19 protein-coding genes are annotated in these 25,255 nt (G+C 53.3%); 6 read left to right on the top strand and 13 right to left on the bottom strand.

Features of this window, described 5'->3' with window-relative positions:
- The first annotated feature begins 188 nt into the window (after positions 1 to 188).
- Positions 189 to 479, top strand: a complete 291-nt coding sequence (locus OHL22_RS00595) for a helix-turn-helix transcriptional regulator (RefSeq protein WP_263332140.1) — start codon at positions 189 to 191, stop codon at positions 477 to 479.
- Positions 476 to 1,777 carry a type II toxin-antitoxin system HipA family toxin gene (locus tag OHL22_RS00590; RefSeq protein ID WP_263332138.1) on the top strand — a complete coding sequence of 434 codons (1,302 nt, stop codon included), beginning with the start codon at positions 476 to 478 and terminating at the stop codon, positions 1,775 to 1,777. The genes OHL22_RS00595 and OHL22_RS00590 overlap by 4 nt, the downstream gene beginning before the upstream one ends.
- A 116-nt stretch (positions 1,778 to 1,893) precedes the next feature.
- Here OHL22_RS00590 and mobF read toward each other — a convergent pair whose 3' ends face one another.
- The 5 genes from mobF to OHL22_RS00565 all read right to left on the bottom strand — a co-directional run bounded on the left by mobF (position 1,894) and on the right by OHL22_RS00565 (position 10,496).
- Entirely contained in the window at positions 1,894 to 4,659 is a 2,766-nt protein-coding gene (gene mobF / locus OHL22_RS00585; RefSeq protein WP_263332136.1) for a MobF family relaxase, read from the bottom strand.
- Positions 4,660 to 4,718: 59 nt separating this feature from the next.
- Positions 4,719 to 6,674 (bottom strand): type IV secretion system DNA-binding domain-containing protein, encoded by a 1,956-nt coding sequence (locus OHL22_RS00580; RefSeq protein ID WP_263332134.1) that lies wholly within the window; start codon positions 6,672 to 6,674, stop codon positions 4,719 to 4,721.
- 11 nt (positions 6,675 to 6,685) lie between these two features.
- The gene (locus tag OHL22_RS00575) at positions 6,686 to 7,093 is read right to left on the bottom strand and encodes a plasmid mobilization protein (RefSeq protein WP_263332132.1); all 408 of its coding nucleotides are present in this window, start codon (positions 7,091 to 7,093) and stop codon (positions 6,686 to 6,688) included.
- 1,226 nt (positions 7,094 to 8,319) lie between these two features.
- Positions 8,320 to 9,234, bottom strand: coding sequence for an ArdC family protein (locus OHL22_RS00570; RefSeq protein WP_263332130.1), 915 nt, complete (start codon positions 9,232 to 9,234; stop codon positions 8,320 to 8,322).
- 323 nt (positions 9,235 to 9,557) lie between these two features.
- On the bottom strand, positions 9,558 to 10,496 hold the full coding sequence (locus OHL22_RS00565) for a hypothetical protein (RefSeq protein ID WP_263332128.1): 939 nt from the start codon (positions 10,494 to 10,496) through the stop codon (positions 9,558 to 9,560).
- A gap of 468 nt (positions 10,497 to 10,964) precedes the next feature.
- Between OHL22_RS00565 and OHL22_RS00560 the strand changes: the two genes are divergently transcribed.
- Genes OHL22_RS00560 through OHL22_RS00545 form a run of 4 tightly spaced genes read left to right on the top strand, consistent with a single transcriptional unit; the run spans position 10,965 to position 15,633 of the window.
- Positions 10,965 to 12,905: a DEAD/DEAH box helicase family protein gene (locus OHL22_RS00560; RefSeq protein WP_263332126.1), complete on the top strand. Its 1,941-nt coding sequence runs from the start codon at positions 10,965 to 10,967 to the stop codon at positions 12,903 to 12,905.
- Positions 12,906 to 12,914: 9 nt separating this feature from the next.
- On the top strand, positions 12,915 to 13,097 hold the full coding sequence (locus OHL22_RS00555) for a hypothetical protein (RefSeq protein WP_263332124.1): 183 nt from the start codon (positions 12,915 to 12,917) through the stop codon (positions 13,095 to 13,097).
- On the top strand, positions 13,094 to 15,166 hold the full coding sequence (locus OHL22_RS00550; protein ID WP_263332122.1) for an AAA family ATPase: 2,073 nt from the start codon (positions 13,094 to 13,096) through the stop codon (positions 15,164 to 15,166). Before OHL22_RS00555 ends, OHL22_RS00550 begins: the two co-directional genes overlap by 4 nt.
- Complete coding sequence (locus OHL22_RS00545) at positions 15,163 to 15,633, top strand: DNA phosphorothioation-associated protein 4 (protein ID WP_263332120.1); 471 nt, start codon at positions 15,163 to 15,165, stop codon at positions 15,631 to 15,633. Before OHL22_RS00550 ends, OHL22_RS00545 begins: the two co-directional genes overlap by 4 nt.
- A 20-nt stretch (positions 15,634 to 15,653) precedes the next feature.
- On the opposite strand, the gene OHL22_RS00540 is transcribed toward OHL22_RS00545, so the two are convergent.
- The 8 genes from OHL22_RS00540 to dndB all read right to left on the bottom strand — a co-directional run bounded on the left by OHL22_RS00540 (position 15,654) and on the right by dndB (position 25,240).
- Positions 15,654 to 16,934: an ATP-binding protein gene (locus OHL22_RS00540; RefSeq protein WP_263332118.1), complete on the bottom strand. Its 1,281-nt coding sequence runs from the start codon at positions 16,932 to 16,934 to the stop codon at positions 15,654 to 15,656.
- Complete coding sequence (locus tag OHL22_RS00535; RefSeq protein ID WP_263332116.1) at positions 16,924 to 17,892, bottom strand: ATP-binding protein; 969 nt, start codon at positions 17,890 to 17,892, stop codon at positions 16,924 to 16,926. The genes OHL22_RS00540 and OHL22_RS00535 overlap by 11 nt, the downstream gene beginning before the upstream one ends.
- Positions 17,889 to 18,689: a hypothetical protein gene (locus OHL22_RS00530; RefSeq protein ID WP_263332114.1), complete on the bottom strand. Its 801-nt coding sequence runs from the start codon at positions 18,687 to 18,689 to the stop codon at positions 17,889 to 17,891. Before OHL22_RS00530 ends, OHL22_RS00535 begins: the two co-directional genes overlap by 4 nt.
- 75 nt (positions 18,690 to 18,764) lie before the next feature.
- Entirely contained in the window at positions 18,765 to 20,222 is a 1,458-nt protein-coding gene (locus OHL22_RS00525; RefSeq protein ID WP_263332112.1) for a DNA phosphorothioation-associated putative methyltransferase, read from the bottom strand.
- Positions 20,223 to 20,230: 8 nt separating this feature from the next.
- Positions 20,231 to 20,626: a DNA sulfur modification protein DndE gene (gene dndE / locus OHL22_RS00520; protein ID WP_263332110.1), complete on the bottom strand. Its 396-nt coding sequence runs from the start codon at positions 20,624 to 20,626 to the stop codon at positions 20,231 to 20,233.
- Complete coding sequence (gene dndD, locus OHL22_RS00515) at positions 20,616 to 22,616, bottom strand: DNA sulfur modification protein DndD (protein ID WP_263332108.1); 2,001 nt, start codon at positions 22,614 to 22,616, stop codon at positions 20,616 to 20,618. The genes dndE and dndD overlap by 11 nt, the downstream gene beginning before the upstream one ends.
- Positions 22,603 to 24,150 carry a DNA phosphorothioation system sulfurtransferase DndC gene (gene dndC, locus OHL22_RS00510; protein ID WP_263332107.1) on the bottom strand — a complete coding sequence of 516 codons (1,548 nt, stop codon included), beginning with the start codon at positions 24,148 to 24,150 and terminating at the stop codon, positions 22,603 to 22,605. The genes dndD and dndC overlap by 14 nt, the downstream gene beginning before the upstream one ends.
- On the bottom strand, positions 24,140 to 25,240 hold the full coding sequence (gene dndB / locus OHL22_RS00505; protein WP_263332105.1) for a DNA sulfur modification protein DndB: 1,101 nt from the start codon (positions 25,238 to 25,240) through the stop codon (positions 24,140 to 24,142). The genes dndC and dndB overlap by 11 nt, the downstream gene beginning before the upstream one ends.
- Positions 25,241 to 25,255 lie beyond the last annotated feature (15 nt).

The raw sequence follows: 25,255 nt of genomic DNA, 5'->3' as shown, positions 1-25,255 counted from the left end.
GGCTGTCCTTCCGCGATCGTTGGCGATGACCTGCGCATCGAAGGCCCCTCGTAAGAGGACGACGTAGACCCTTGAAACATGGGCCGCTTGTCACCGAGCGGTTACTTCTCAATAAGTAACCGTTCGCTCCCTTTACCAAATGTCACCATTCGGTTACTCTAGTAGTGCATTGCAGGAGACTCCAGCTTATGAAAATACGGACAGCCGCAGATCTGGGCGCTTTCATCAAGGAACGCCGAGTCAAGCTGGGGATGGACCAGAGCGACCTAGCGGAAAAGGCCGGAACAAGTCGCAAGTGGATTGTGGAAGTGGAACAAGGGAAGCCACGTGCCGAGATCGGTCTTGTTCTCCGAACCCTCAAGACATTGGGAGTTTCTCTGGACATTGCCATCGATCGTACTCAGAAGGCATCTGCCGCCAGCGAATCCGGGAACGTGGATATCAACAATATTCTCAACGCCCTTAAGAAGCGCCCATGACGAACCAACTTTTTGCGCTGCTGGACGGCCGGGAGGTCGGGACAGTCCACTACAAGGACTCCCGACTTTCATTTACTTACAGCGAAACGTGGAGGGACGACCCCAATGCGTATCCGCTCTCGCTCTCCATGCCGCTCGGCTCGGCGACGCACGGCCATGCCCGGATAGAGGCGTTTCTTTGGGGATTGCTGCCCGATAACGACCGAGTTCTCCAGAGCTGGGGCAAACGCTTCCAGGTGTCGCCAAAGAATGTCTTCCGACTGATCACCCATGTAGGCGAGGATTGCGCCGGAGCCGTTCAATTTGTCAGCCCTGAACGGCTTGATACGTTAATCGCGGAGCCGAACGCAAGAGAAATTCAATGGCTCACAGAAGAGAATGTGGCGGAGCGCCTGCGCACCTTACGCGCCGACCATTCTGCATGGCGAGCCGCAAGCGATACAGGACAGTTCAGCCTTGCCGGCGCACAGCCGAAGACGGCCCTTTTATTTGAGCGCAGGCGGTGGGGAGTGCCATCGGGCCGTATTCCGACCACTCACATCCTGAAGCCACCGACCGGAGAGTGGGACGGCCACGCAGAAAATGAACATTTCTCCCTGCAACTGGCACGATCGGTCGGCCTCATTGTTCCGAACTCCAACGTCCTGCGCTTTCAGGATGAGATCGCTATTGTCGTCGAGCGGTATGATCGCGCGCGCGCTGGAAACAGATGGGTGCGCATCCACCAAGAAGATATGTGCCAGGCCCTTGGACTTCACCCTACGCGTAAATATGAAAGCGACGGCGGTCCGGGAGTGCGAAGGATAGTGGAACTTCTCAGGGAGCAGTCCAGCAGCCCGGATGAGGACGTTCAATCTTTTCTCGACGCCATTGCCTTCAATTGGCTCATCGCGGGCACAGATGCTCATGCCAAGAACTATTCTCTACTGCTTGGCCAGAATGGGACCGTGCGCTTAGCGCCTCTCTATGATCTGGCAAGTATCCTCCCGTATTCTGCCGTGGACGTAAGCAAGGTCAAGCTCGCTATGAAGATTGTCGGGGAGTATCGACTTCGAAACATCGGCTTGCGGCATTGGCAGAAGCTCGCGGTCGAGTTGCGCTTGGACGAGCTCAAACTCATCGATCGAATCAGAACAATGGCTCAGGCTTTGCCAGATCTCGTCACAACCATTCAAGAACAAATCGAAGCACAGGGCCTGTCGCATGTAACGGTTAGAAGGCTCTGCACGCGGCTCAAGACGCGAGCGAGCGCCTGTCAAAAGATCCTGCAATTCTCTGGTTCAAGTTCTCGTCGATGATCAGGACTAATCGACGTTTGCGGCCCGACAAGGGATAAAAGCGACGTCATTGACCGCCGCGATCTGTCGCCTCGCTGGTCGTCGAGCATCGAAGTGGCTTTCCGGTCGCGCAAGCCCTAACTGCCTATTCCGACTCCCATTCCACGAGTGCGCAGAAGTTGTGGCGATTGCGCGACTTCCTGTTGCATGGGAGAAATTGTCTTCTCCGGCTTATACGCACTCTCGTGAGAAACGTCTCGGCTTAACGCCTCGGCTAGCCGGCTTCGATCATTGGTGAAGATTTGGGCGTCGGAGGCTCCGCGCGAGACGGCGACGTATGCCATGCGATTATTAAGCAGGTCTTTCGCCGGAAGATCGGTATCGACATGGATCAGAACGCGATCAGCAGTTTGCCCTTGACCGGAATAACTCGTAACGGCATAACCATGATCCAGATGCGGGTGGCGCTGCGGATCGATTTGCAAGTCCCGCCCGCTCTCAAGCCGAATCGCCATTCTCCCGCTTTCATCAATGGACTTGATTGTTCCAAGCTCCCGGTTTGCAATTTTTAGATCCTGATTCGGAGCTGTGAACTGAACCCGATCGCCGACGGAGAAAGCTCGCTGCTCATCACGGTAGACCGATACTCCGGTGTGCCGGCGCGGATCATACGTGCGTTCACTCCCATCCACCCGTAAGACGGTTAGCAAGTTGCTGCGCGTGTCTATGCTTGTGACGCGCGTGTACTCCCCTTTTTTGATTCCGGTCTCATCAGAGGTGCGCGAATATCGCAACACATCGTTTACCTGGTACCTCTGCGCCCAGCTGCGGTCGGCACCGGTCAAGTCTTGGCGAGAGACGAGCGTTATCACCTGATGTTCTTGCCTGCTCACTGCGCCGTGCTCCTGGAGTTCCTTACGAATCCGTTCATTGATCTCAGTCCGCGAGCGGTTATCCGGCGAAATCACTAATGTACTGCCAGGAGCCTTCACGTACTCATGTGCGATAGCCGCGATTCGATCTGCCCGCAATGGCATTTCGATGACTCGTCCCTGCCGCTCTAGGCCGGCTACGGCTGCCGTCACATCTCCCTGGGCCAATTGCTCTACAACCTGTTTCAGGGCTGGGTCGCGCTGTCGCACGATCTCGTCGAGCTGCACTGTTTTAATTCCGTGCTCTTGAAGTTGCGCAAAGGGGCGACCCGCTTCGACCGATTCGTGCTGCCGGGTGTCTCCCACTAGCAACACTCTGTCGTTCACCTTCAATCGGCTTACAAACGCATGCATCTGCTTCGTGGATGCCAACGAGGATTCATCCAGAATGTAAAATCGCCGACCGCTGGTGTCCGGCTGCTCACCAAGAGCGAGGTGGCGCTGCAATGTTGAGGTTTCGATTCCTGCCTCGGCAAGTTTCTGCGCCGCACGAGATGTTGGTGCGAATCCTTCAATGCGATAGCCTTCGGCCTCAGTTGCCTCGCGAACAACCGAGAGGGTCGTTGTTTTCCCAGCTCCTGCTCTGCCGTCAAGACCGATGACCTGTTCTCGCGAATTCAAGATTTCGCTAACGGCAGTCCGTTGCGCGGAATTCATCTCAGGGTGATGCTTCAGTATCGAAGTGCTCGTCTCCGAACGAACTAGCGGAGGCTTCGTCACACCGCGTCGATTGCCCTCCTCAATTCGCGCGATTGTTTCCTTCTCAAGCCAAATCATTTCAGCCGTTGAGTAACGTCGACCGGGCTCTCCACCCTGCGGCTCAAGTATGCGAAACTCCCCCGCTTTCACCCGCCGCTGCAGTTCCTCTCGCGCATCCTGAAAGCTGATTTGGCCCATTCCACGATCGAGAGCTGAGTGTAGGACCATTCGTTCGTCACGAACAGCGGCGCGTTCAAAGACATGACTGCGAGCGTACGTCACTGCCTGTTGGGCGATCTTTTCCGGTTGCTGAGAGTGTGTCGGGCCATGCTTGCGGGCCTCGGCGACAACTCGATCCGGTTGATGCCCGTATTGTGCAGACAATTCGCGATGCCGCTTCAGAACGTCCTCCGGGGAAAGCAGTTCTTTCTGATCCCGGGTTCTGTGGGCAGCTACCTGGGCGGCACCAGCACCCTCCATTCCTATTGATTGCAGGTGTTCCTTGATTTGCTCTCGCCGCGGACTGGAGGCATTGAGGTATTCCTGCGTATACCCCTTTATTTCCGGTTGTCCATACTTCCCCCGCTCAATCGTGTAACCAAGATCCTTAAGCCGAAGGGCGAGTTCCGATCGGTAAACGCTCGTCACATAATGCTGCGATTGGAAGAGGCTGCGTTCTTGAAGCGCTCTCGCCTGACCGTTCTCGCGGACTGTCACGTTGAAAATGACAGCATGGGTGTGCAGTTGCGGCGCCGCATAGCCTTCAACAGGCCGCGCCGTGTCGTGTTCGAAGGTCGCCGCTATGAACTTCCCTGTAGTTTCCGGAATCCGTGTGTTTCCCATTCTGGCCTGCGTATACCGCTCTAATTCTGTCAAAGCAATACGAACGCTTTCGTGATGTGCTTCGCGGATTCGATCATCGCCGCCAACCAGAGCAGTTAAGGAAACGGACTTAGGCGCAGAAAAGGTCGCATCCCAACCAGCACGATGTTCGGAGCTAGTGATCTGCCTTCCATATTCGTTCTCATACGTTCGAGCGGGCTGATGTTTAATAAGCTGTTGTCCAGTCTCGGGATGTTGACCTTCGCTCAATTGCGCGAAATGAGATGCCCCCACTGAACCCTTGAGATCCCACTCTTCAGCGAGTCCGCCACGCCATTCGGTATGTGTGCGCTGGTTTTTGCTCCAATAGTTCTGTTCTTCTGAAGCGAACTCCTTAGAGTGGTACGTCTGCGCCTGCCCAGCCGAGAGCGCCTTTGAAATGGTCAGCATATTCTTCAACTCCAGAGTTCAATGCATCTCAGAGCCTCTTCAAATCGGGTGGTTAAGGTTCAGTCGATCCATTGGGATTCTTGCCATTCGGCGGGCTCGGCATTCACGATCTGCCGCTGCTGAGCAAGGGGGAACATACCGCGCCTGCCGTCGGGATCTTTCGATGGCATCGGGATGACAGTGTCCTGAGCGATTGATGGAGCGGTCTCTCTTATGATCGTTGGCTTCGGAGGAGGCGGAACTGCTCTTTCGAGAAACGCTGGCTGGCGGGCAATAGCCTTGATGTATGCAAAACGGACCTTGGCCACGAGATTCTCTTCTTTGACATAACCGTTCAGTGGTTCCAATCCAGCAATTTCCGAAGCCATCACAAGCGGCTTGTTTGCGATCTCCATGGTGTATTGACGGCTACTAGGCAGCAAGCTGTGCCGCCGCGACTCCTTTAGGCGCTCCACTTCGATCTCCCCAATCGCATCCGAAACCCACTTCGAAGAGTGCGGCTCCGAAGTCTTCAGAAAGACCTTTGTAGCTGGCTGGGACAGCATTGTCTCAGCGTCCTTGCCGTACCTCTTCTCGATTTGGCTACGACCTTGGAATCCGAGCACTACTGGATTGCCGGATTTGCGAGCTTCGGTCACAGCCGTATGAAGCTGAGGAAGCTTATTGAGGCTCGCAACTTCATCAAGAACAAACCAGACGGGTGTGGCAGTCGGGATCGCGCGCTCCATTGTGCGGAGGATCAGCATATCCAGCCATGCACTATGAAGAGGCAGAATCTTCTGTCGAGAGGCCGGGCTAGAAGTGAGGAATATCCACCCGCTTCGTTCGTTGTTCCAGCGACCCGAGGAATAAACTGGACGCGCGGCGTCGTTAGAGGGCAGGAGTTCCAGGCTGTCGGCGATCATATTGAAACTTGAAAGCACGCCCCCTCTCTGAGCAGGGGCACCAGGGTCAAGGAATGACGCGTAGGGGGTGCCTTTCGCCATTGCTTCTATTTGGTCGGAATCGCTCATCCACGCGATCAACTGCTGAGGGCTCGGCCTACTGCGCATCAGGAATGTAAAGACACGGCGGGGAGCGTCGGTGAAATAGTCCTTCTCGAAGTCCTTGTCTGGAAAGAGAGCGGCCGCCATAGCGGCGTTGGCGTCGTCGGATTCGGATTCCTCCGCGATATCCCAATAGGGGCACCTGGCGTCCAGAGGATTCAGAATAATGTCGCCCCGCTCTGGCGAATAGAACTCGGGTGTGAACTCCAGAGCTGGGTCGTATACGACCGCGACGGCTTGCCGGGACGATACTTGTCGAAGTATTTGGCGCATTGCGGAGGTCTTCCCGCTTCCACTGTCGCCCATGATCAAAATGTGGTTCGATTCGAGATTTCTGCGAATCCCAAGGGAAGTTCTGTGCAACCGAAACCGGAGACCATCTGGCCGAAGCCGACCGTTCCACTCCGCTGGTGAAACCAGCTCAGGCCCCTTGGTCCTCCGTCCATGCCGCTCCTCTTCTCGCCTCGGCGAACTCAATCTTCGCTTAATAGCGACGACCACGATTGCGAATGCCACAACTGCAAGGAAGCCAAGTACTAGAGGTTCCCCGATAATCCACCTGGCACTGTGACCGTTGAAGATGCCCGCCTGCAGTACCGCATGCAATTTCGCAGAGTCCACTTTCTCCGGCGTACCCGCTTCGATGCCCGTCCAGCCCTCGTCATGAGCCGCAGTTGAGAGGCCGAGACCCAGCTTCGCTCGGGTTTCAGCCTGAACGTCGCGGTCCTGAAGCAGAGTGCGATGTCGGCCCGGCGCGACCTTGTAAAGCCAGGCAATCGGGGTCGTTGGGCTGCTTCGACGGAAGATCGTCGAGCTTTCGAGGTAGGGGAGCAGGTAGTGCCGTTGCAGCGGCGGCTCAATCAGGAATGTCAGGGAACCAAGTAGTGGGATCGCGGGCAGCACGAACAACAGGCCCAGAAGGAGGACGAATATGGAGAGGGACTTGCGAGGAAATCCGAGCGGCGGCAAAGTGTGACCTCCTAGATCTTCCCTGTCTTTCCTTCCTTTCGGCTTGCGAGAAATTCTTCAGCTTTCTGGAGCTTTATCGAATCCGCATACGCTGTCATCTTACGGATAGACTCGTCGGTGAGCGGACCCTTCGAGGCGGAGGAAAACAGGTTCACGAGCAGGTTCCGCATCGCCATCAACTCTGCGAGCAGGACAGGGTCCGTGCCGCCGGATTGCTGTGCACGGCACTTGGCAAGGGCCACCTCGCGGAGCCATTCGGAGACCTTCTTCCCCTCGGCCGAGGCAGCTGCTTCAATCTCCGTGAACTCTGCCTCGGTGATCCGCGTGGCGATGGATTTGGCCCGAAAACTCTCACCTGCGCGGGAAGACGGCACAGCTGGAGGGACCAAAGAAGGCGGTCTGGATTCGGGGGAAGACATCGTGCCGTCGCCTTACACGCAAGCTAACCCCGAGCTTCGTCCCATGTCAAATGAGGACGGTCTAACCTGCTCAATCCAAAGATGTTCACATTTATAGGCTTCACGAAGCCGGCCTGTTTACAAACGAGAAGCCGATTCCCTCAAGTCTCTCAAAAACCATGTGTTCACATATCGAGGTCCAGGCCATCCCATTCGGGGATGACGTGTCAATCCTCCACCCGCTGCATAGCAGCGCGCTGCGATTGGCGATACCGGAAAACCCCAATCCATCTCGATTTCGCCCTGTCTGAACCCCACCGCATTTGTCTCGCCACCGGTGCGACAAATACGGATGTCCTTCCTCCGGCCCTGACCAGAGCGGCGCGATCAGAACACCGCGACTTTTTGTTTCATGAACGGAAAATGTCACAGAGAGAATCACGATAAACTGCAAGCGCCTCCAACGGTCTCGCTCTTGCCGCGGTTTCCGCGCGGTCAGCAGGTCACATAGCCAACTCCTCCAGCAACTAACGCATAGACGTTTGTGGGGAGACGCGCCCCCTCTCCCCACGCCCCTCTACCCCACCTTCCCCGGTTCGCACTAGACCTAGATTCTTCGGGGGCCCGACACCGAAACAGAGAAGCGACGGGATTCGATCGAGGGAAATGCTCGTTCGGAGCTTCCCGCTCGCTAACAGCATCGCGGCTATTTTCTAAAGCGAAAATAGCTCTGGACACATGCCGGCCTCGTTGCGACCTTTCCGGTATCAGAGGCGAGGGACGAATTTCAGTGAGGATAGTGCCGTCCGACTAAGACGGGCAGCAGCGCGTCAAAATGCGGTACTGTTCTTGCCAGGTTCCGGGACATTGGTCATTGATTGGTCGTTATTCTGCTACTCTCTTGCAGGGTTTGGTCTCGATCTTGCTTAACCTTTCTCCTAAATCGCATCCACATCCAATTTGCGGTAACGCAGCTCGCCGAACACAATCTCGAAGCCATCCTCGGTAAGAGGCCGTACCAACAGGGGCGAGAGAACGCCCTGGCTCGGATGTTTTCGACCAATTCCTTGAGGGCGGAATCTTCAAAAGTGCGGCGTGGGTTGGTGGCGGACTCGGTGAGGACGGCGAGGGGAAGGTTTCGGTATTCAGTCGCGGTGTTCGTGTTCATGGATTGCTCTCTTTGAGCGGTTGGGTTTGCGGGGAGTTGAGCGGACGGCGCGGGGCCGTCCGCATCTTCCAGGTCGCGGTTAGCTGGCTTGCGCCAGTTCCGGCTCCGGATCTTCGACTGTCACCGCTTCGGATTTTTCGATTGCGGAGAGAATCACGGCGGAAGTTTTCTGGATCACTTCCAAGCTCTCGGTAAGCAGGGCGACGTTTCCGTGATACAGCTGGATGTAATCCGCCGATGCCCTGCCGGTTTCAAGGCCAATGGTCTTTCCGACCACAAAGGCCACGGCCTCGGCCTCGGTTTCGCGTACGGTCTTGGTGGTGGCTGTGCGGCGTTCGGCTTTGTGCAACATCTCATGCGCCAATTCATGCACAAGGGTTGAGAACTCCTCGGCGGAAGACTGGCCAGGGAGTAAGGCGATCTTGCCTCCGTAGCTCATTCCAAGGGCAGGTGCAATGCTCTCTTTGAATTCCAGTGCGATGCCCTGAGCAATAACAAAATCCACAAGGCGGTCGCGGTACTCTCCGGCGCAGCCGGAGACGCGCTCGGAGAATTCGGGAAGCTCCTTGCCTTCCGTCTGACTCACGTCGAAGACATAGGCAGCGCGGAATCCTATCAAAACGGCCTGATTCTGGGTGCGGACGTCCTTTTCGGCTTCCTCGTCCTTCTTGCGGCGAATTCCGATCACAGGAGCGAGAATGCGGATGCCGTGCTCACCCTTCTTGACCTTGCGGCCAAGCTGGTTCCACGCGTGGAGGCCGGCAACGCGGGTTGCGTCCGGTTTCTGCCGTGCAATCTCCAGAATGTTGCCAAAACTGTAAGTGTGAAACCTGCCCATTGCGGTCAGGTAGGCGGTGAGAGTTTCGGAGTGTCCCTGCTCCAACTGCTCGATCAGGGCTTGCACGTTGGCCGCGATTACTTCTTTCGCGGTCTGCTTCTGCTGCTTGTTTGTGTTCGTGCTGGACAGGTTGACGGCTGTGACGGTGGTGTTCATGGGTGCTTCCTCCTTGGGCTGTTGCACTAGCCTTTGCCCTTAAATCGGGCGGCGGCGTGTACATACATGCCGAACGCCTCCTGGCGAAGGCGGGGGGTAGCAAGCGCAGGGGGAGGGGGATCTCCCACCCTTGAAACGAAGCGAAGCGGGAGTGGAAAGGGCGGAGCGAAGCGGAGGGCTGCACAAGCGAAGCGCGGAAGCCTGGGGAAACCCCTTGCGGGCGCGAGGGGCGGAGCTCCCCTTAGAAGTTCTGGCTTTTGCCTTTCACTAGGTCAGGACAGCACTCAAACTTAGGTCTATTCAACAGTTGAAAGTGCGATTGGTCACGCCATATCGATAGCAACTCGAAGAGATTTCGAAGTAGAAAACTGCAGCTCTTCGAGAGCTGTCCGGAGTGGGATAGCGCGATGCCCACGCAAGGGTTCAATCAAATCGTTCGCCTCGCCAAGTTCGATCCATGCGATTGCCTGGATTAGATACAGAAGCAGCCGCGAGACAGTGTAGAACCGATATAGCCGACAGCGCGACACAATCTGAGAGCCCCAATCTTCGTGGTCAGGAACTTGGTCCTCACCATGGAAGAGAAAGTTTCTGAACTCTCGGCAAATTTCGGCCGCTGTAATGAAGTTGTGGCCCGAAAATCGAGTCTTCAATCGATCCAGGCGCTTGTCGAGCAATTCACCTTGCCTGCACTCGTACACCGCAAGGCGAACGAGGTCCTTCAAACCTGCAAAGCGATCCGAGAGGTCGGGGCGCGCTTCGAATAGCCGCCGTCCGCGTTCCCCTAGGCGCTCTCCCTTCAAAAGTCCAACGAGTTCATTCGGGGCCGCAAGAGCAACCGCCGACTCGTAAGCTAGCCAAAGGAAGTTGAAAATCGTCGCCCCTGCAACATATTTGGATGCCATCTCGCTTTGAGCGTTTTCGTAGTCAATCGTTGGCTCGCAGAATTCGAATACCAGAGGATCTTCGACATATCCTGTATCAGCGATTACGTCCTCAATGCTCGCCGCCATGCGTAAACCGTAAAGCACTCCGAACCATCCTGATGACTCTGAGACCGCCATCTCCTCAGACATCAGACGGGAAAGCAACTCATGCAATCCGGCGATATGTTGGCGAAATGGACGTAGACGAGCGCGCGTGCATTCCGGCTTGCCGCAGGTGCAACTGATCGCTTCGTCGGCAGGATCTATCGCGGTGTACCGAGTAACGTGCTTTCCCTCGGCTGACCTCACTTGGCGTTCGTAGCGGTGGTCCTCCATCAGTACTACCTCCCAGCTCGCAACCGAACCATAGTAGCGGATTCCCCGGAGAGTTCGGCGCAGGCACCAGACAGTCCTTCACCTCATTGTCTAGCAAATGCCGGGTCCGGCAGTTGTTGTTTGTAGGGTCCGCCTTGAGCGAAACGACGGCAGCTAACTGCATCTGTTATAACGTTATGTACTTCCGATTTTGTGGATCGGCTAGCGTATTCCTTTCGGCGGACGGTAAGCGATGGGTGCACCCGATCTCGTTCGCCGTTGATCCACGGAACGAGGGCAGGATTGAAATTGGCAGACTTGGCGCTTGGTTTGCAGTTCCGAAGTGGACAGCACATCATAGCAAGGGATTTCTACGCTCGGTGCCTCCCAATCAGCAGTTCATATAGCCGAGCTGTTGGATTCTTTTCTTCCTCAGTATTCCTTTGCTGCCCCAACGAATTCCATTCGTTCTTTGCTGCCGGTGGCAGAATGAGGCTCGTCACCTCGCCACACCTTCAAAGCGCTGACATTTCTGCGATTGCTTCTGGGTACCGCGATTCCCCAACACTTACCAAAACCAGCAAGTTGGATCTTCTCCTAAAGCCCACTTCAATCCTGCGATCGAGACTTCCTGAGTTTGTATCGTGGCTGATAGCTACACGGCGCCTTGATATACGCATCGCCTTGGTTACCGACGATGACACAGAGCGGATGATCTACCACGAAAAATTAGGCATTTTCGAAGATGTTACCGGGCAATATATCGCTTTCAGTGGATCAGCAAACGAATCAAGAGGAGGACTGGAAGACAATTTCGAGGTCGTAGATATTTACCGATCGTGGGAGAAGTCGGAAACCAGACGCGCCCAAAGAAAGAAAGAAGACTACCTGGATCTGTGGAGGTCGGGAACTCCGCGCCTAGAGGTGATTCCATTCCCAGTGGCGCTTCGTCTTGGAAAATTACGCGCGTCGAACGGGGATGACGAAACCAATTCAGTTCCATCCGACCCTAAAACGGTGGCAGTCATAACGAACGACCAAAAAGGGATCGAGGAAACACTAGGGATTCCCGGTGACATTGCATTACGAAAGCACCAGATCTCGGCAGTCGAAGCTTGGTTCAAGAATAATGGCCACGGCATGCTTGAGATGGCTACTGGAAGTGGCAAAACCATTACTGCACTGTCTATCGCTTCAACGCTCTACAACACCGTGGGTGCGCCACTCTTCATAATCATCATTTGCCCATATTTGCATTTGGTCTACCAGTGGCGTGAGGTGGCCTTGGACTTCGGGCTGGATCCGATACCTTGTGCGCACTCAACATCGACATGGCGAGAAGACCTTGCCACTCGTCTTTACAACGCAAAAGTGGGCAGCCGTCGGATCGTAAGCGTCATCACTACCAATGCAACATTTAGCGGAGAACATTTTCAGAAGCTAATGCGCGCATCGGGTCTTCCGCTGCTTTTGATCGCGGACGAAGTGCACAATTTGGGAGCCGAACAGCTACGATCTGTGCTTCCGCCGTCTGCGAAGTTCCGACTTGGGCTATCTGCGACACCAGAACGCTGGTACGACGACGAAGGAACTAAGGCGCTCATCAGCTATTTTGGTGACGTAGTCTTCGAATACACTCTCGCACAGGGTCTGGCTGATCACATCCTCTGCCCATATAAATATTACCCACTGCTCGTCGCCCTAACTGATTCCGAAATGGAGCAATATTACAAGCTCACCATTGAAATCGCGAGGTTGAGCGGAGGCGCGAGTAGCCCAAATCAGAAGGAACCATTAGTCGAAGCCTTACTGATTAAACGTGCGCGTCTAGTCGCGACAGCGGAAAACAAGCTGCCTTTGCTCCGCTCACAGTTCATTTCTTTACGGGGATCTACCCACAACCTAGTGTATTGCGGTGACGGAACTGTCGAATCACCGGTCGATTCTTCCATCACCAGGCAGATAGAGGCAGTGGTCCGAATGCTCGGACGAGACGAGGGCATGCACGTAGCACGATATACCGCTGACACTGAGCTGTCGAGGCGCAGCGATCTGAGGCGACACTTCGCTTCAGGGGCTCTTCAATGTTTAGTAGCGATTCGTTGCTTGGATGAAGGAGTTGATATCCCTGAAACCCGCCGCGCATTTATTCTGGCGAGCAGTACAAACCCGCGCCAGTTCATCCAGCGTAGAGGGCGTGTTCTTCGAAATGCTCCCGGCAAGGAGTTCGCAGAGATATACGATTTCGTTGTTGAACCGCCACTAGAAGTTTCCGGGCCTGGATCTCCGTATTTCAACATTACTCGTAGCCTGTTTTCGAAGGAATTGGATCGAATCTCCGAATTTGCAGCGTTAGCAGTCAACGGCCCAGAGGCTATGCACCGACTATTAGATGTAAGGAAACGGATGCATCTTTTGGATCATGAGTGAGGTAATTGAATGTCAGAGCAGAGTGACAAGACACTGAAAGATCGCGCGCAAGAGGTTCTTCGTGAACTCAGCAAGGAAGAACAACTCCTCCTGGCTGGAGTCGTTAAGGCAGAGCGAGACAAGCTCCACCTGAAACTCCCACGGGGAATTAACGACGATTTGTGGAAGGTTCTTACGGAGGTGATCAAGTGATCTTTCGACGTTTGACCTTGCAGAACTTCCGTCAGTTTTACGGCTGCCACACAATCGAATTTGCTGGCACCGGCAAAGCCAATGTCACTGTGATTCATGGCGCGAATGGCGCGGGCAAAACGACTCTGTTGAACGCCTTCACTTGGCTGCTCTACGAAGCGACCTCCCCGGACTTTGAGGATGCTGAAAGGCTCGAATGCGAGCGCACATTTGCCGAATTGCAAGCTGGAAGCGACTTGGAAGTGATGGTTGAACTAACCTTCGAAGACCGCGGCTTAACCTACATGATCAAGCGGAGCATGTTGATTACCAAGGACTCAGAAGGCGCACGCCGACCGCGTCCGACAGTCCTCATCGTTCGCTTTGCTGAAGAATTCGGTGAATTCCGTGAACCGAGTAACCCTCAGAATTTCATTGAGCATCTCCTACCCCCTGCCTTATATCCTTTCTTCTTCTTTAACGGCGAACGCATTGAGCGCCTTGCTGGCGAAGGTGCTTGGAAAGAGGTCGAGAGCGGCTTGAAAGTATTGCTTGACCTCGAACTCTTTGACCGAGCAATTAGCCATTTGGAAGGAGACACCTCTCGACGCCTCAGAGATGAAATCACAAATCACTCCGGCAATGAGGGATTGCAAGTCAAGCAGGAGAGGAATGGCCTTGAAGCCCAACTCGCCAAACGACAGTCGGAACTCGATCAATATCAAGTCAATCTCGTGGCATATCTTGAAGAGCGCGAAGCTATCGATGCTAAACTTTCAGCAATGCCGGAGCTCGCTAGGCACCAAGCAGAACGCAAAGCGGTGGAAGCTGATGTTGTACGGGTTAAGCAGGAATTGATTGAAGCCAAACAAGAGATTGCGCGTCAAGTGTCAAGAGATGGCTATCTAATCCTCGCTCGCCCGGTATTAGCATCTGCGCAAGAGCTCTTAGAGCAAGCTCACCAAGCAGGTCAACTACCAATTAAGATCAAACGGCAATTTGTTGATGAGCTCCTGGAAAGCGGAGTCTGCATCTGTAAACGCGACCTCATAAAAGAGTCACCTCCTTATGAAAGTGTATTGGCTTGGAGAAATCTCGCTGCATCTGAGGCATTGGAAGCGGCGGTGACGGTAACAAAATCTGAGATACCTGCGTTACTTGAAAGACGCGAACGTTCGCTCAAAGAGGTAGATCGCCTTCAAGAGAAACGTGAAGTTCTTCGACGGGAGCTCCGGACTTTAGGAGAGCGCGCAGATGAGTTATCAACTCTCATCAAAAAGAATGAGCATGGGGAAGATCAGGGAAAACTTGAAGACCGTCGCACCAAGCTGGATGAAGATAGCAACAAAGTCAGAATTGAAATCAAGCTTGCACAGTCAGCGATCGCGGACATTCAAGAACAGTTGAAGGCAGTTGACCAAAAGCTGAAGAACATTGCAAAAGTTGACGAGGCGGCGAAGTTAGCTGAAAGCCGACTTCAGTCCGTCACAAACGTAGCTTCAGCTCTGCGCAAGATTCGTGAGCTTAGACACGACGATCTGCGCAACGACCTCTCCGAACGTGTTGGCGCCATCTGGAGTCGAATCTCGGTCAAAGACTATCGCGCGGAACTGGATGCAGATTACCACCTCCGGCTTACCAAGCCAGTGGGAAGCTCAATGGAACCAGTCCGTGGTGCTTCAACTGGAGAAAAGCAGATTCTGAGCCTCGCCTTCATCGGCAGTCTGGCAGATAAAGCGCGCGAAACTTACGAGCATCATGGGGCTCAGGAAGGCGCTTTATTTCTCGGCGGGCTGTATCCGATTGTCATGGACTCAGCTTTTGGTAATTTGGAATCCGAATACCGGCGCGAAGTCGCAAGCGGGATTCCTAGTCTTGCACCACAGGTGATCATCTTGGTTTCCGAAACTCAGTGGCGCAACGAGGTAGAGCAGGAGCTGGACGCGCGGATCGGAAGACAATACATTTTGCGCCTTGCAACCCAAAAGAAGAAAGGTCGCCCAATCCGACTCCGGAATCGCGACTATGAGTACATTTTGGAGACATCCGACATGTTCGACAGCACAAATGTGATGGAGGTGACCCAATGATTGACGACCGAAGATTGCGGCCCGCGGAGCGATACGAAAAAACGTTAGACGCGATTACTTCAGGCCATCCATTCGACACCAAACAGGCAGCAATGATGTTTGCGGCCGCTCTAGGGCGTTCCCTTCCTAAGCGAGAAGAGCTTGGTAAAGCTGGAGAAGGTGTTCGATGGCAAGTGTTCGAGAGAAGCCAGGATGCTGCATTCGTCTACGCTCTGGGCCTGAGTGAGAATAAGGCGATCGACGTTCTGTCTAGTGACAAGGAAGAGGAATTGGTCCAAATATTCGAAGAATATGTGGCGGCGGGACTACAACATATTCAAGAACACTATCTGGATAGACCTGGCGACATTCTTGACAACATACTTTTATTGCTCGCAGACGCTCGCCATGCTGACACTGCAGCAGTTCCAGGCCTTGAGGGCTTATCCACTGCCGATTTGAGTTTGCTTGGCGGGTTAGGCGCGTGATGCCGGTGTAGTTCAACGCGTCATTCGGTGCCGGCGAACGGTGAGGTCAAAATATCCGCCAGATCTCGAACAAGCTGATCTTCAGTCGATGAAGTATCGTCCTCTAGATTTTCGGCGTAGTTCGTCTTCATTTCTAAAACCTCGATCGACGCGGCTACATCGCAAAGCCGTCGCATGTCCCAGCTATAAATCCATTTTTTAAGATGTTGCCGCATTCGCGTGCTTGTCAGTCCGTTTTGATCGTTAGATACGTTCGGCTGCCAATCGTAAGCGTCTGCGTATAATTGCAGAACCCGTTCAAATGTTCCCTGTAATTCCGTTGCAGTCGGGGATTGAAGAGTCGTAACCCCGTTTAGCAACGCATCCATTCCGCTCACAGCGTCGATGGATGGCACTCCGTCTCGGAAACCAATGTGGTCCCACGTTGGAATAACGTTTAGATCCCTCTTTCCGTACAGTATCGCAGACGAAAAGTCATCCGTAACGGCAAACACGGAGAAAATCCCGGGCGACTTTTGCTTGACGCGGCCCAAAAAGCGCGCGATCTCAGCGTATGACTTTGCCCTTTGAAAGAGTCCGTAGCATCCAATGAGTTCTATTTCGTCGAAGAGAATTACCCAACCAGCATAACCGGCAGTCCTGATTAGGCGAGATGCAAATTGGATCTTGTGGAGAGCCAGGTCTCTTGCGCGAATGGCTGGAAACCGAAAGTCGGGCGCCTTAGGAATTCTCGCGAGATGCTGGCGAATTTCCGGAAGTCCCATGGATTCACCGGACCAGAATCGTGTGATGCGATCCACCAGTTCCCCATCCGCTCGCGAATGCTGCAGCAGATATAGTGTCGCAGCAAGTTGGGGGCATCCGCATTGATTCACCCACGTTACTAGGTCCGCGAACTCTTTGGACCTAAAATCCACGCGGGAAATCACTTCTTGTAAGGCCGCGCCACGACGATCCGGTAGCGTAGCAGAGTAGATGGCCTCTTGATACAGCTTTTGCGGATGATATAGCGGCGTCTCTTTGCTGATTGACACCTTGCTACAAACAAACCCTTTCTGGAGCGCGACATTCTGCATCCCGAGCAAGGTATGTGATTTACCTGCTCCGAAGCCGCCTTGAATCACAAATCCTGTAGATTGCTCTTCTTTCTGCGGTGTAGTCCCAATTAGATCAAGGCTGGTTGTGAAACGCAAGAGAGCGTCGGGTTGCCCGCTTCCTAGCATGGAAACGACGGCGGAATTAGGAACACCGCAACGAAGCGCTTCGATTGCCCTAATTGCTGCTAGCCGCTCAGCGCGCATTTACACGCCCCCAAGCCGATAGTCGAACGAGTGGCGCAACCGGGTTTTCGTGTCCTCTTACCCTTACGTCATCCCATACACGCATTTTCAGAGCTCGGTACACGTCAATTCCCCGCCGCGGATCCTCTAAAAATGCCGGAGGTGCAATCACAAGAATTACGATTCCGCTTGCTCGGTCAATGTCATCGATGCACTCCCGAAGCACCTCGTAAAGATCGCTCGTGTTAGCGGGTGAATAATACAGGCCATCAGTCCTATCGGCGACCTTCACTGCCTCCAAATATCGGGAAATGTCCAGGCACAAAAGAAGGCCGTTGGAATCGCACTTGCGATTCCACGCGGCGAGGGAGTGCAGCAAATGCCGACCGTTGTGTCTTCCGATTCTTTGGAAGATGGACGCCCTGCGCAAGGATACTACTGAAGGAACAATACCGGTCAGCCAACCAATAATTCCGTCCTGCAAATCAGAAAGAGGACGACCATCACGGTATATCTGGGCGAGACATAGATGCATCGCAGCAAAGCGAAATTCAATGCTCATATCTAGATCATCGATGATTGTACTCTTCAATAACTCTTGTAATTTGCTCGATAGCACAGCAGAGCTTAGCTTGTTTTGTACGGCAATTTCATTGAAATCAAGCCGAGAGCCGGCAGAATCAACTCGATACCCGAGTTTGTGCAGTTGAGTTCCTACAAATCGTCTTGCCTGCTTCGGCCAATCGATCTTTGCAGCGATCCCATAGAACAACTTGTCGATCAGATGTAACTTGGTGTCGACCGCAGCGAGAGAGATGAATTCGTAATTGTCTGTCCTGGCAAGGCGGGACAAAGACTTTTGGACTTCGTCAAGCAACATCTGTTCCGACGTTACGAAGCGCACGCATGAACCGCCCGCCGACACAAAGTCCGCTAGGTACTCATTGCGAAAGATCCGAAGCCAGGTCTCAGAGTTCATTGCCCGTGTGTTGTTGCTGTAAAGCTGATTCCGTAATACACCATCTCCGCACCGGTTTCGGTGACCACGACAAGTATGTCACCGATCGCTCGCGTTCCTGAGCTCGCGGAAAACGACAACAAAGCGTTCTCTTTCGTTGTATTGATTCCACTCTTGTCCAACAGATAGAGGTCGCGAGAAAACTCCTCAACACTGTACTCTTTAGATGTTCCGGGAAAAATGGTCAAAAGATCGTAGATTCGAGCAAGTGCTACTACGAAGCCGGAAGCCGCTCTAGGCAAGTCATTTGGAAGCGCTAACAAGTATGCTTTGTAGAGTAGCTGCAGAAATTGTTGGGGCTTGAGGCGTAGCGGCTTACGCTGTTCTTGCTGCAGTCGGCGAACTAATTCGGAAGGCCGTAGACGATTGTCACGCTTCCTACTTATCACAATGGAGTCTTCTTCCGGCAAAACTCTTACGATCTGCGGAAAGCACAACAGCAGATGTCCCCTCTCATGCATCGTCAGGCCAATCGTCCTCGCTGCGTCGAGAACTTCCGCGAAATATGCCCCCGAAGATAGCGCTGAATGAAGGTCAAACCGCGCTGCATTCGAAGCGCTCTCCCCAGCAGCATTCAATCTGGCGCTGAGTGACGCGAAGGCCTCCGAAGACTTCCGAATCTCTTGGAAGTCTCCCTCTTTGGCTGCAGCTTCCAATCTTCTGAGCGCTGTCGTCAGAGTTTTTAGGACGAGAAATGCGTCTCGAACATGACTCTCGACCTGTGCACAAGTCTCTTCAGCTCCGAGCCCACGACGCACTTGGGCGGACTCTCCTGCGAAGGAAACGGACGGATTCAACTCGCTATTTGACTCTTCCATTTTGCTCACAGATTATCACGTTGATTGTGGCTCGATGCGGTTAATCGGAATCAGCTCGTGTCCGATCAGCTTCCATCCTTTGCGCCGAACAGACTCGTTCCACTGCTCTTTCAAACCGATCGTATTGGAATCATCTAGGAGACCATGACTGATCTCTGCCTCAGTCAATGCTTCGAAAAGCGCACGATTTGGATAGTCACTTGGCACGAACAGTTCCTTGCGATGAAGCACTGGAGGATTGCTTGAATCCTTGAACTGCCGGTTCTTGATGTTGAAGGACCTCAGGTCAATCCGAACTGAGAACTCAATAGACGGATGTGCGTCAATATCAAATGTCGGGTAGCCAAGATAGGATATTTTGGGCTCATCACGCCGGAGCTTGACTATCGTTGTCCCGGCAACCTCACCGGAGAGGACTCTTGCACATCCTTCGTACACTCGAAGAACAGGTGTGAGTTTGTTCATCCCCGTCACATGCACGTAAAGCGCCGACGGCATAAGCTTTCCAAACTCAGCTTCTGCGCAGGCACAATTGACCCTCTTCATATTTCCAGCCTCGAACAAAAGCGCATCTCCAGCTGAGGCAGCCGCTTTGTACGATTTAAAGAACGACCTAATGTCATTCTGTAAATCGCGCGGTAATGCCGAAAACTTGGGACGTCGCGGAAATCGTCCTAGTGCCAAATAGACAAGCAGGTCTGTCCGGCGCTCTTTTGCAATTTGTTCCCATTGTTCTCTGCCTGTGACTCTGCGAATTATCTGAAATGCCCGAGGCATACTGCCAAAGATGGAAATGAGCTCTTGCCCGGTTCCGATTTCTTGTTGCTCCGGTAATCTTCCGCGTTCAGTGACGAAGCTAATCAGTTCCTGAAGTTGGGTCTGGTGTCCCTCGAATAGTTTGTCGCTGATCCGTATTCTAGGTGCGGTTATTTGGCTTCTATACCTCGATGCCACGAACTGTTCTCGTTCGTTCGGATCTCTGAAGATATAGAAGATACCTGGCGCTGCCGCCACAGGTGTTTCGCCTAGGACTTCCTGAATCCACTCCCGTAATTCCTGCTGTTCAAAAAACTTCTGAAACGTTTGGAGTCGCGTTACATATCCGTCGTCAAGGATCTCAAAGTCCTTCAAAACGAGATCAGATTTTAGGCGCGCAGCAAGAATCAACTTTCCGCCAGTAAAGTTCCACGCGCTGCGCACACAGTCCGCACGCTCTGCCGCGTCTTCAATTACGTTTACAACGTATCCGAGGTTCACGATGCTTGCGCGTCTGCGGGGACCGTCCGGACGATGTGCCGGGTCCCAACCAAACGCATTGATTCCCGCCTGTTCTAAATACCGAATGTCATCCCCATGACCGCAGCCGTAGTCTAAAAGGTCTATGTCAGCAGAGATAATCCCATCACTCAAGGCCGTTCGGATCGGCCTTGAGAGATCGTTTCTTCGGATTGCTGTACGATCCCGCGCAATCATTTCCGCGCCTAGTCAACCTCTTTTTGTGGGTCTGCTGCTCGCCTAACCAGGTCCGCAATGTTCCTCATACGCTTGTCAGCAGCTAGCGTACCGATTCCACGATGCAGGTGAAGACGAAACTGAGCGTTGAGAATATCTTCCGATGTTCCCATTCCGTCACGGCGGCAACGCTCCTTTAACAGACCTAGATAAATCTCGTCATGTGCACCGCCGAACACCTTCCAAGTCATTTCGACCGAGCTGTCGGCAGGTATTTTTGTAAGTGTCGGCAGCGATGGATCAGCGATCGAAACACAGAACGCCCATCGGCATAGAACGTTCCAATTTTGAATCCCCGTCGTGCGCTTTAGGCGCGTGAGTTGATCCTTCGCTCTTTCAGATACGCGTATGTGGTCAAGAGACATGCATACTCTCCCGTTCAAAGTAGCCCGGTTTGACGGATGACGTTCGATCTATTTCGTTGAACTCAAGAAGATAGGAATGACCAATGCACGGACGAATTGCGTCGAAGTACTCTCCGCGAATTTCCTCGTCGGTCGAAAGCAGAAGCACTTGGTGGCTTGCATGAGGGAAATAGCGCTGAACCAAATGGCGACGATGCGATGAATCAAGACGCCCCAATGGAGTGTCGATGATGGCTGGGAGCGGTCGACGAGACGCCTTTGCCAGCCCCCATAGGAGCGAAACCGCTAGTAATTGACGTTCTCCCGCCGATAACCGGTCCGGGTTGATCATCTTTCCGTCAGCGGCTCGCAATTGTACGGCGAACGTCCGACTATTAATATTGATGGAGGAGAGCAGCGCCTTCTTCCGCACGAGGTACCGAAAGCTTTCGAGTACGTGATCCTGGATCGATGCGATATGACGTTCGATTACCTTCGCTCGAAATGCTCGAAGCGTGTCCTGCGCCCGGTGTGAATGGTGCTTGATCCTCGAGACATCTTCCTGTTCCAAATCGCTGTGTGTTGCCTCGTCGCGGAGCCGTGCCATGGCTGATTCCTTGCGACTGATGTCATTCCCGAGTCGCCGCAGTTCCTCTTCCAGGTCCGCTCTCTTTTGCTCCAAGGCAGTGCACTTGTCCTCCTGACTCTTCCGATCAGCTTCGAGAGGCGCGATTGCGCTTTCTTCTGGCACCATACTGAGTTTGCGCTCGACTACAGATAGTTCCCCGGACAATTCTGCTCGATGGCTAAGTTCATACGTCATCTTGAGCTGAATATCAGGCAATCTGAAGGAACGTAACTCCTGAAGTACCGACTGGACGTCCTCGGAGAAACTCAAGTATCGCGGCGTATTTGTGGCCTTGCTTCGTTTGCTCCGGTCCTGCGCAAGTAGGTTCGAGACCTTTTCTACCAATGATCCAATGGCCCCAACATCCTTGAGGCTCTTGAGCACCAGGGCGTCGCGCTCCTCTAAGACTCCACCAAGGAGATCTGCATATGCCGCAGCGCGTTCTCGGCGGCTTTGTTGGTGCGCCGATTCAAGAAGATCCCCGACCAGAAGTAACGGCGCGTCACCGCCCGCCTGATCTCGCAGGATAGCGTTGCTCGCATCAATCTCCTCCGAAAGGCGGGTCCGCTTCATTTCAAGGAGGCCCTTCTCTTTAAAAAGGTCCCCGCCTTCAGCTTGCAATCGTTCGATCGTTTTCTGGCGAAGATACCGCGCTTGCTCCAATTGTGACTTTATCGAAGCGATGCTCTGGACCAATTCATCTTTTCGGGATATAAGATCGGCAATTTCTCTCTGCGATCGATCTTGCGCCGTAACGGTGTCTGCGTCCAGTTTAATCAATTTGTTCTGACGGTTTGCCACTACGTCAAGATCAGTGATCAGCCTATCGACAATATCGAGGCCAAGGAGAGTATGGATGCCAGATCGGAGGAGTTCCGATGCATTCTCCAAGTCGGCCAAGGCCTCAATCTTCTCACCGTCGAAGAAGAATAAGTGGGAGAGTCGGGCAGGGATAAATTCTTCGGCGTACTCAGCCCAGGAGTCAGAAACAACCGCATCGTGTGTTCCGTCGACAAATACGTCGACAGCTTCCTTCAGGCCATTTGCGTTCTCGTGCCAATGCCGGCACACACGATAATCATAGGTGCGTCCTTCTATCTCGTGATGGAAGCTAACTTCGATCGATGCGCCAGCCGAAGGCGCCACGTACCGGTTAATACAGGATCGTAGAAAGTCATCGTAACTGCCGCTTCCACGGTTTGAACATCGAGCCCTCTTCCCGTGCAAGGCGAGTTGAAGTGCGTCCAGGATCGTTGTTTTACCGGCGCCATTCATACCTCCAAAAAGAACAATTGACTTCTTTCGCGAAGGAGGAGTCAAGGTAATAACTTGCCTGTCCCTGTAGATTCCGAAGTTCTCCACAACCAACTCATCCAGCGTCATTCTTGGATCCCTTCATTTGTCTCAACGCTTCAGAGTCAGATTTGGACGCAACGATGGAGAGTCTGGGCTCCTCTTCGGGCTTAAGTGCATGGTGTCTTCTTCTTGCTCGATCGACGGCATCTTCTTCACTGTCATAGAAGCTGCGACGAATCGCGTCTTCGAGAGCCTCGTAGAGTCCTGCACGCCGAGACGCTGTTCGGTACCTCTGCTCGACGTGGAGAAGTTCTCGAACCATCTGATACTGCAGATCATTCTTCGTTTCGCATACATCACGCAGAGATTCAAATTCCTCTGGTCCCCATGGACTGCTCTCTAGTGCTGTCGGGAATGGAAAGTCATCACCGGTCTCTGTCTTGTAAATAAGCGGGAGCAAGTCTTCGATCTCGTGTTTCTCTATCACCCAGTGACGGCGTATCTCACGCAGTTCCTCAACCGTAATCAATTCGATACTGCGAACTGCCTGCGGTGCTTTTGGATTTTTGCGAATCGTGGCTTGAGCTCGGAGAACCTCGCGCAGCCAATCTGCACGTGCTTGTTGGGTATAAGGGCCCGGGATCGGATCGTTATGAAAGATCTGGACGAGTCCGCTCATCCTGCGGAAATCGCGAATTTCTCGATCATTTGGTTGATCTAGTTGATTACGCAGAGACAGGAGAGGAAGCATCCAATCCTTCTCTCCGTCGTTCTGAATCATTGCGCGCATCGACTTGTCCTCGTCCACAAGCGTGCAAACCCAACAACCGAATCTACTGTCACCGCAACTAGGAGTACTCGTGTCAACCACAAGTGGGCACTCACCGTCCTGCGACGCACCTTGGTACATCGTTAAAAGGTCCTTGTTGTCATAGCCCCACGGATTCTCTGAGAGCATGAGGAACAGCCAAACATCATCATTCGACCAGTCCTCTATTGGCGAATAGACCAAACAATTCGTAAGACTCGCGTTGGGGCTAAGACGTTCACGTACACGTTGGGCCGCCAATCGATTCATTGAACGTGCGCGAGCCTGGCTCTCTGCTTTTCTCGTTCCCAACACAAGAATTGCTTCACCATTCTCGGCAACCACGCCAGTAATAAAGCTGTTGGATGGCTTAATCTTAAGGCGCTCAGTACACCATCTAAACTTGGGCCTTGGCGCTGGGTAACCACGACCAATGAGATTCACCCAGAAGCTGTCATTGACGGACGGCGTGAGCCTGTGCGGCTGAATCGGAATATTTTCCGTTGCTGCGCTACTCTTCATCGCATCGAGAGAGTTAGTGACCCAAGCGGCAACTACAGGGTTTTCTACGAGGGTGTCAGTGCTGATTACGTGAATCGGTTTCTTTCGCTTTTCGGGGGGGAGTGACCTAAGCGCCTCCCAAACCAATTGGAGACATGCGGTCGAATCTTTGCCGCCGCTATATCCGAGTATCCATGGAATGTCATCGGCCTGATATAACGCGTGGATTTCCTCAATGAGTGCCTGGACTGTCTCTCTCCGACCAAGACCATCAAAGGCGGATCTGCGCTTTTGTGACTGTTCAGTTGCCATTTCTTCCCTTCACATATGCGTCTTCTACACGCCGCTCTTCTGGCGATAGAGTGAGCCCTAAGAATTTCTTGATTAGATTTGTGGTCAAGGTCACGTTCTGGTCTGCCTTTTGGACACGTCCGCCAAGCATAGCTCGCCCTTCCCAGAATTTCGTATTGGATCGGGCCCAATTTACCTTCTTTAACGCCTTGAGTTTCGGCTTCCACGGAACCTTCGAATCGCGAATAAGAGCGCTCCCCGCCTTACCGAGCGCTTGCAGAACTATTCCGTGCGAATGAATGTAATCTTGCCGGACCTCTCCTGCAGAAATCTTTCTTTCACGAACGAGTGTCCATTCCGGAAAGTGTTTTGCCACTTCGTCCCAGTATTCCGACGCCAACCTACGCTTATCTTCGAAGCCTTGGTTGGCGTCCAGACCGCTCACGAGTGAACTGGTTGCGTTGTAGATTGCGCTTAAAGTGAAAAGCTTCCGCGATCTCATCGAAAGCGTGCTTCGCTCCATTTCGACGACGTCTCTAAAGAGCGGCGAACTTAGTACGACTAGCCGAGCCAACTCTGCCGGTTCATCGCGATGGTCATAGAGCACGCCAATCGATCGGGAGGGACGCACTGCATACCTGTTTAGATCGGCGAACATTTGCTGGCAGCGTTTCAGTCCGATGTCTAAGAAGAGCACCACAGCGATGGTTTCATCCCCGAGATCAGGTGTCTCACGAAGTGCCATTTCTATCGCAGCCCTTCGATGCTGCCCATCGTTGATTATGAAGCGCGCCTTCATTGGAATGTGAAGCAAACCAACTCGGCTTCCTTCAGCTCCGCTTGCTAGAGGTTCAAAATTTACCTCAGCGTCAATCGATGCCGTAATAGCTGAAAAAATGTAGCCATCACGGTTCCTCGTAATGTAGCGCGCGATCTCGGGTACCCTAGCTTTGTTTAGTACTCGTTGTGCCCGAAGCTCGGGCACCAATTCCTCCTCGTCAAAGATGAAGATCTTTGGGATCAATCTCAATGGACACATGGAGATGTAATACTCACGGCTTGCCTGAACCCCCCGAATTGCAGGAAAGACGTACTCAAAGGGTGCGTCCATATTTTTTGCCCCAGC

The sequence above is a fragment of the Acidicapsa dinghuensis genome, assembly GCF_025685685.1.
GTDB lineage: Bacteria > Acidobacteriota > Terriglobia > Terriglobales > Acidobacteriaceae > Acidicapsa > Acidicapsa dinghuensis.
The sequence above is the reverse complement of the archived record's forward strand: the minus strand, read 5'-3'. Positions and strand labels throughout refer to the sequence as shown.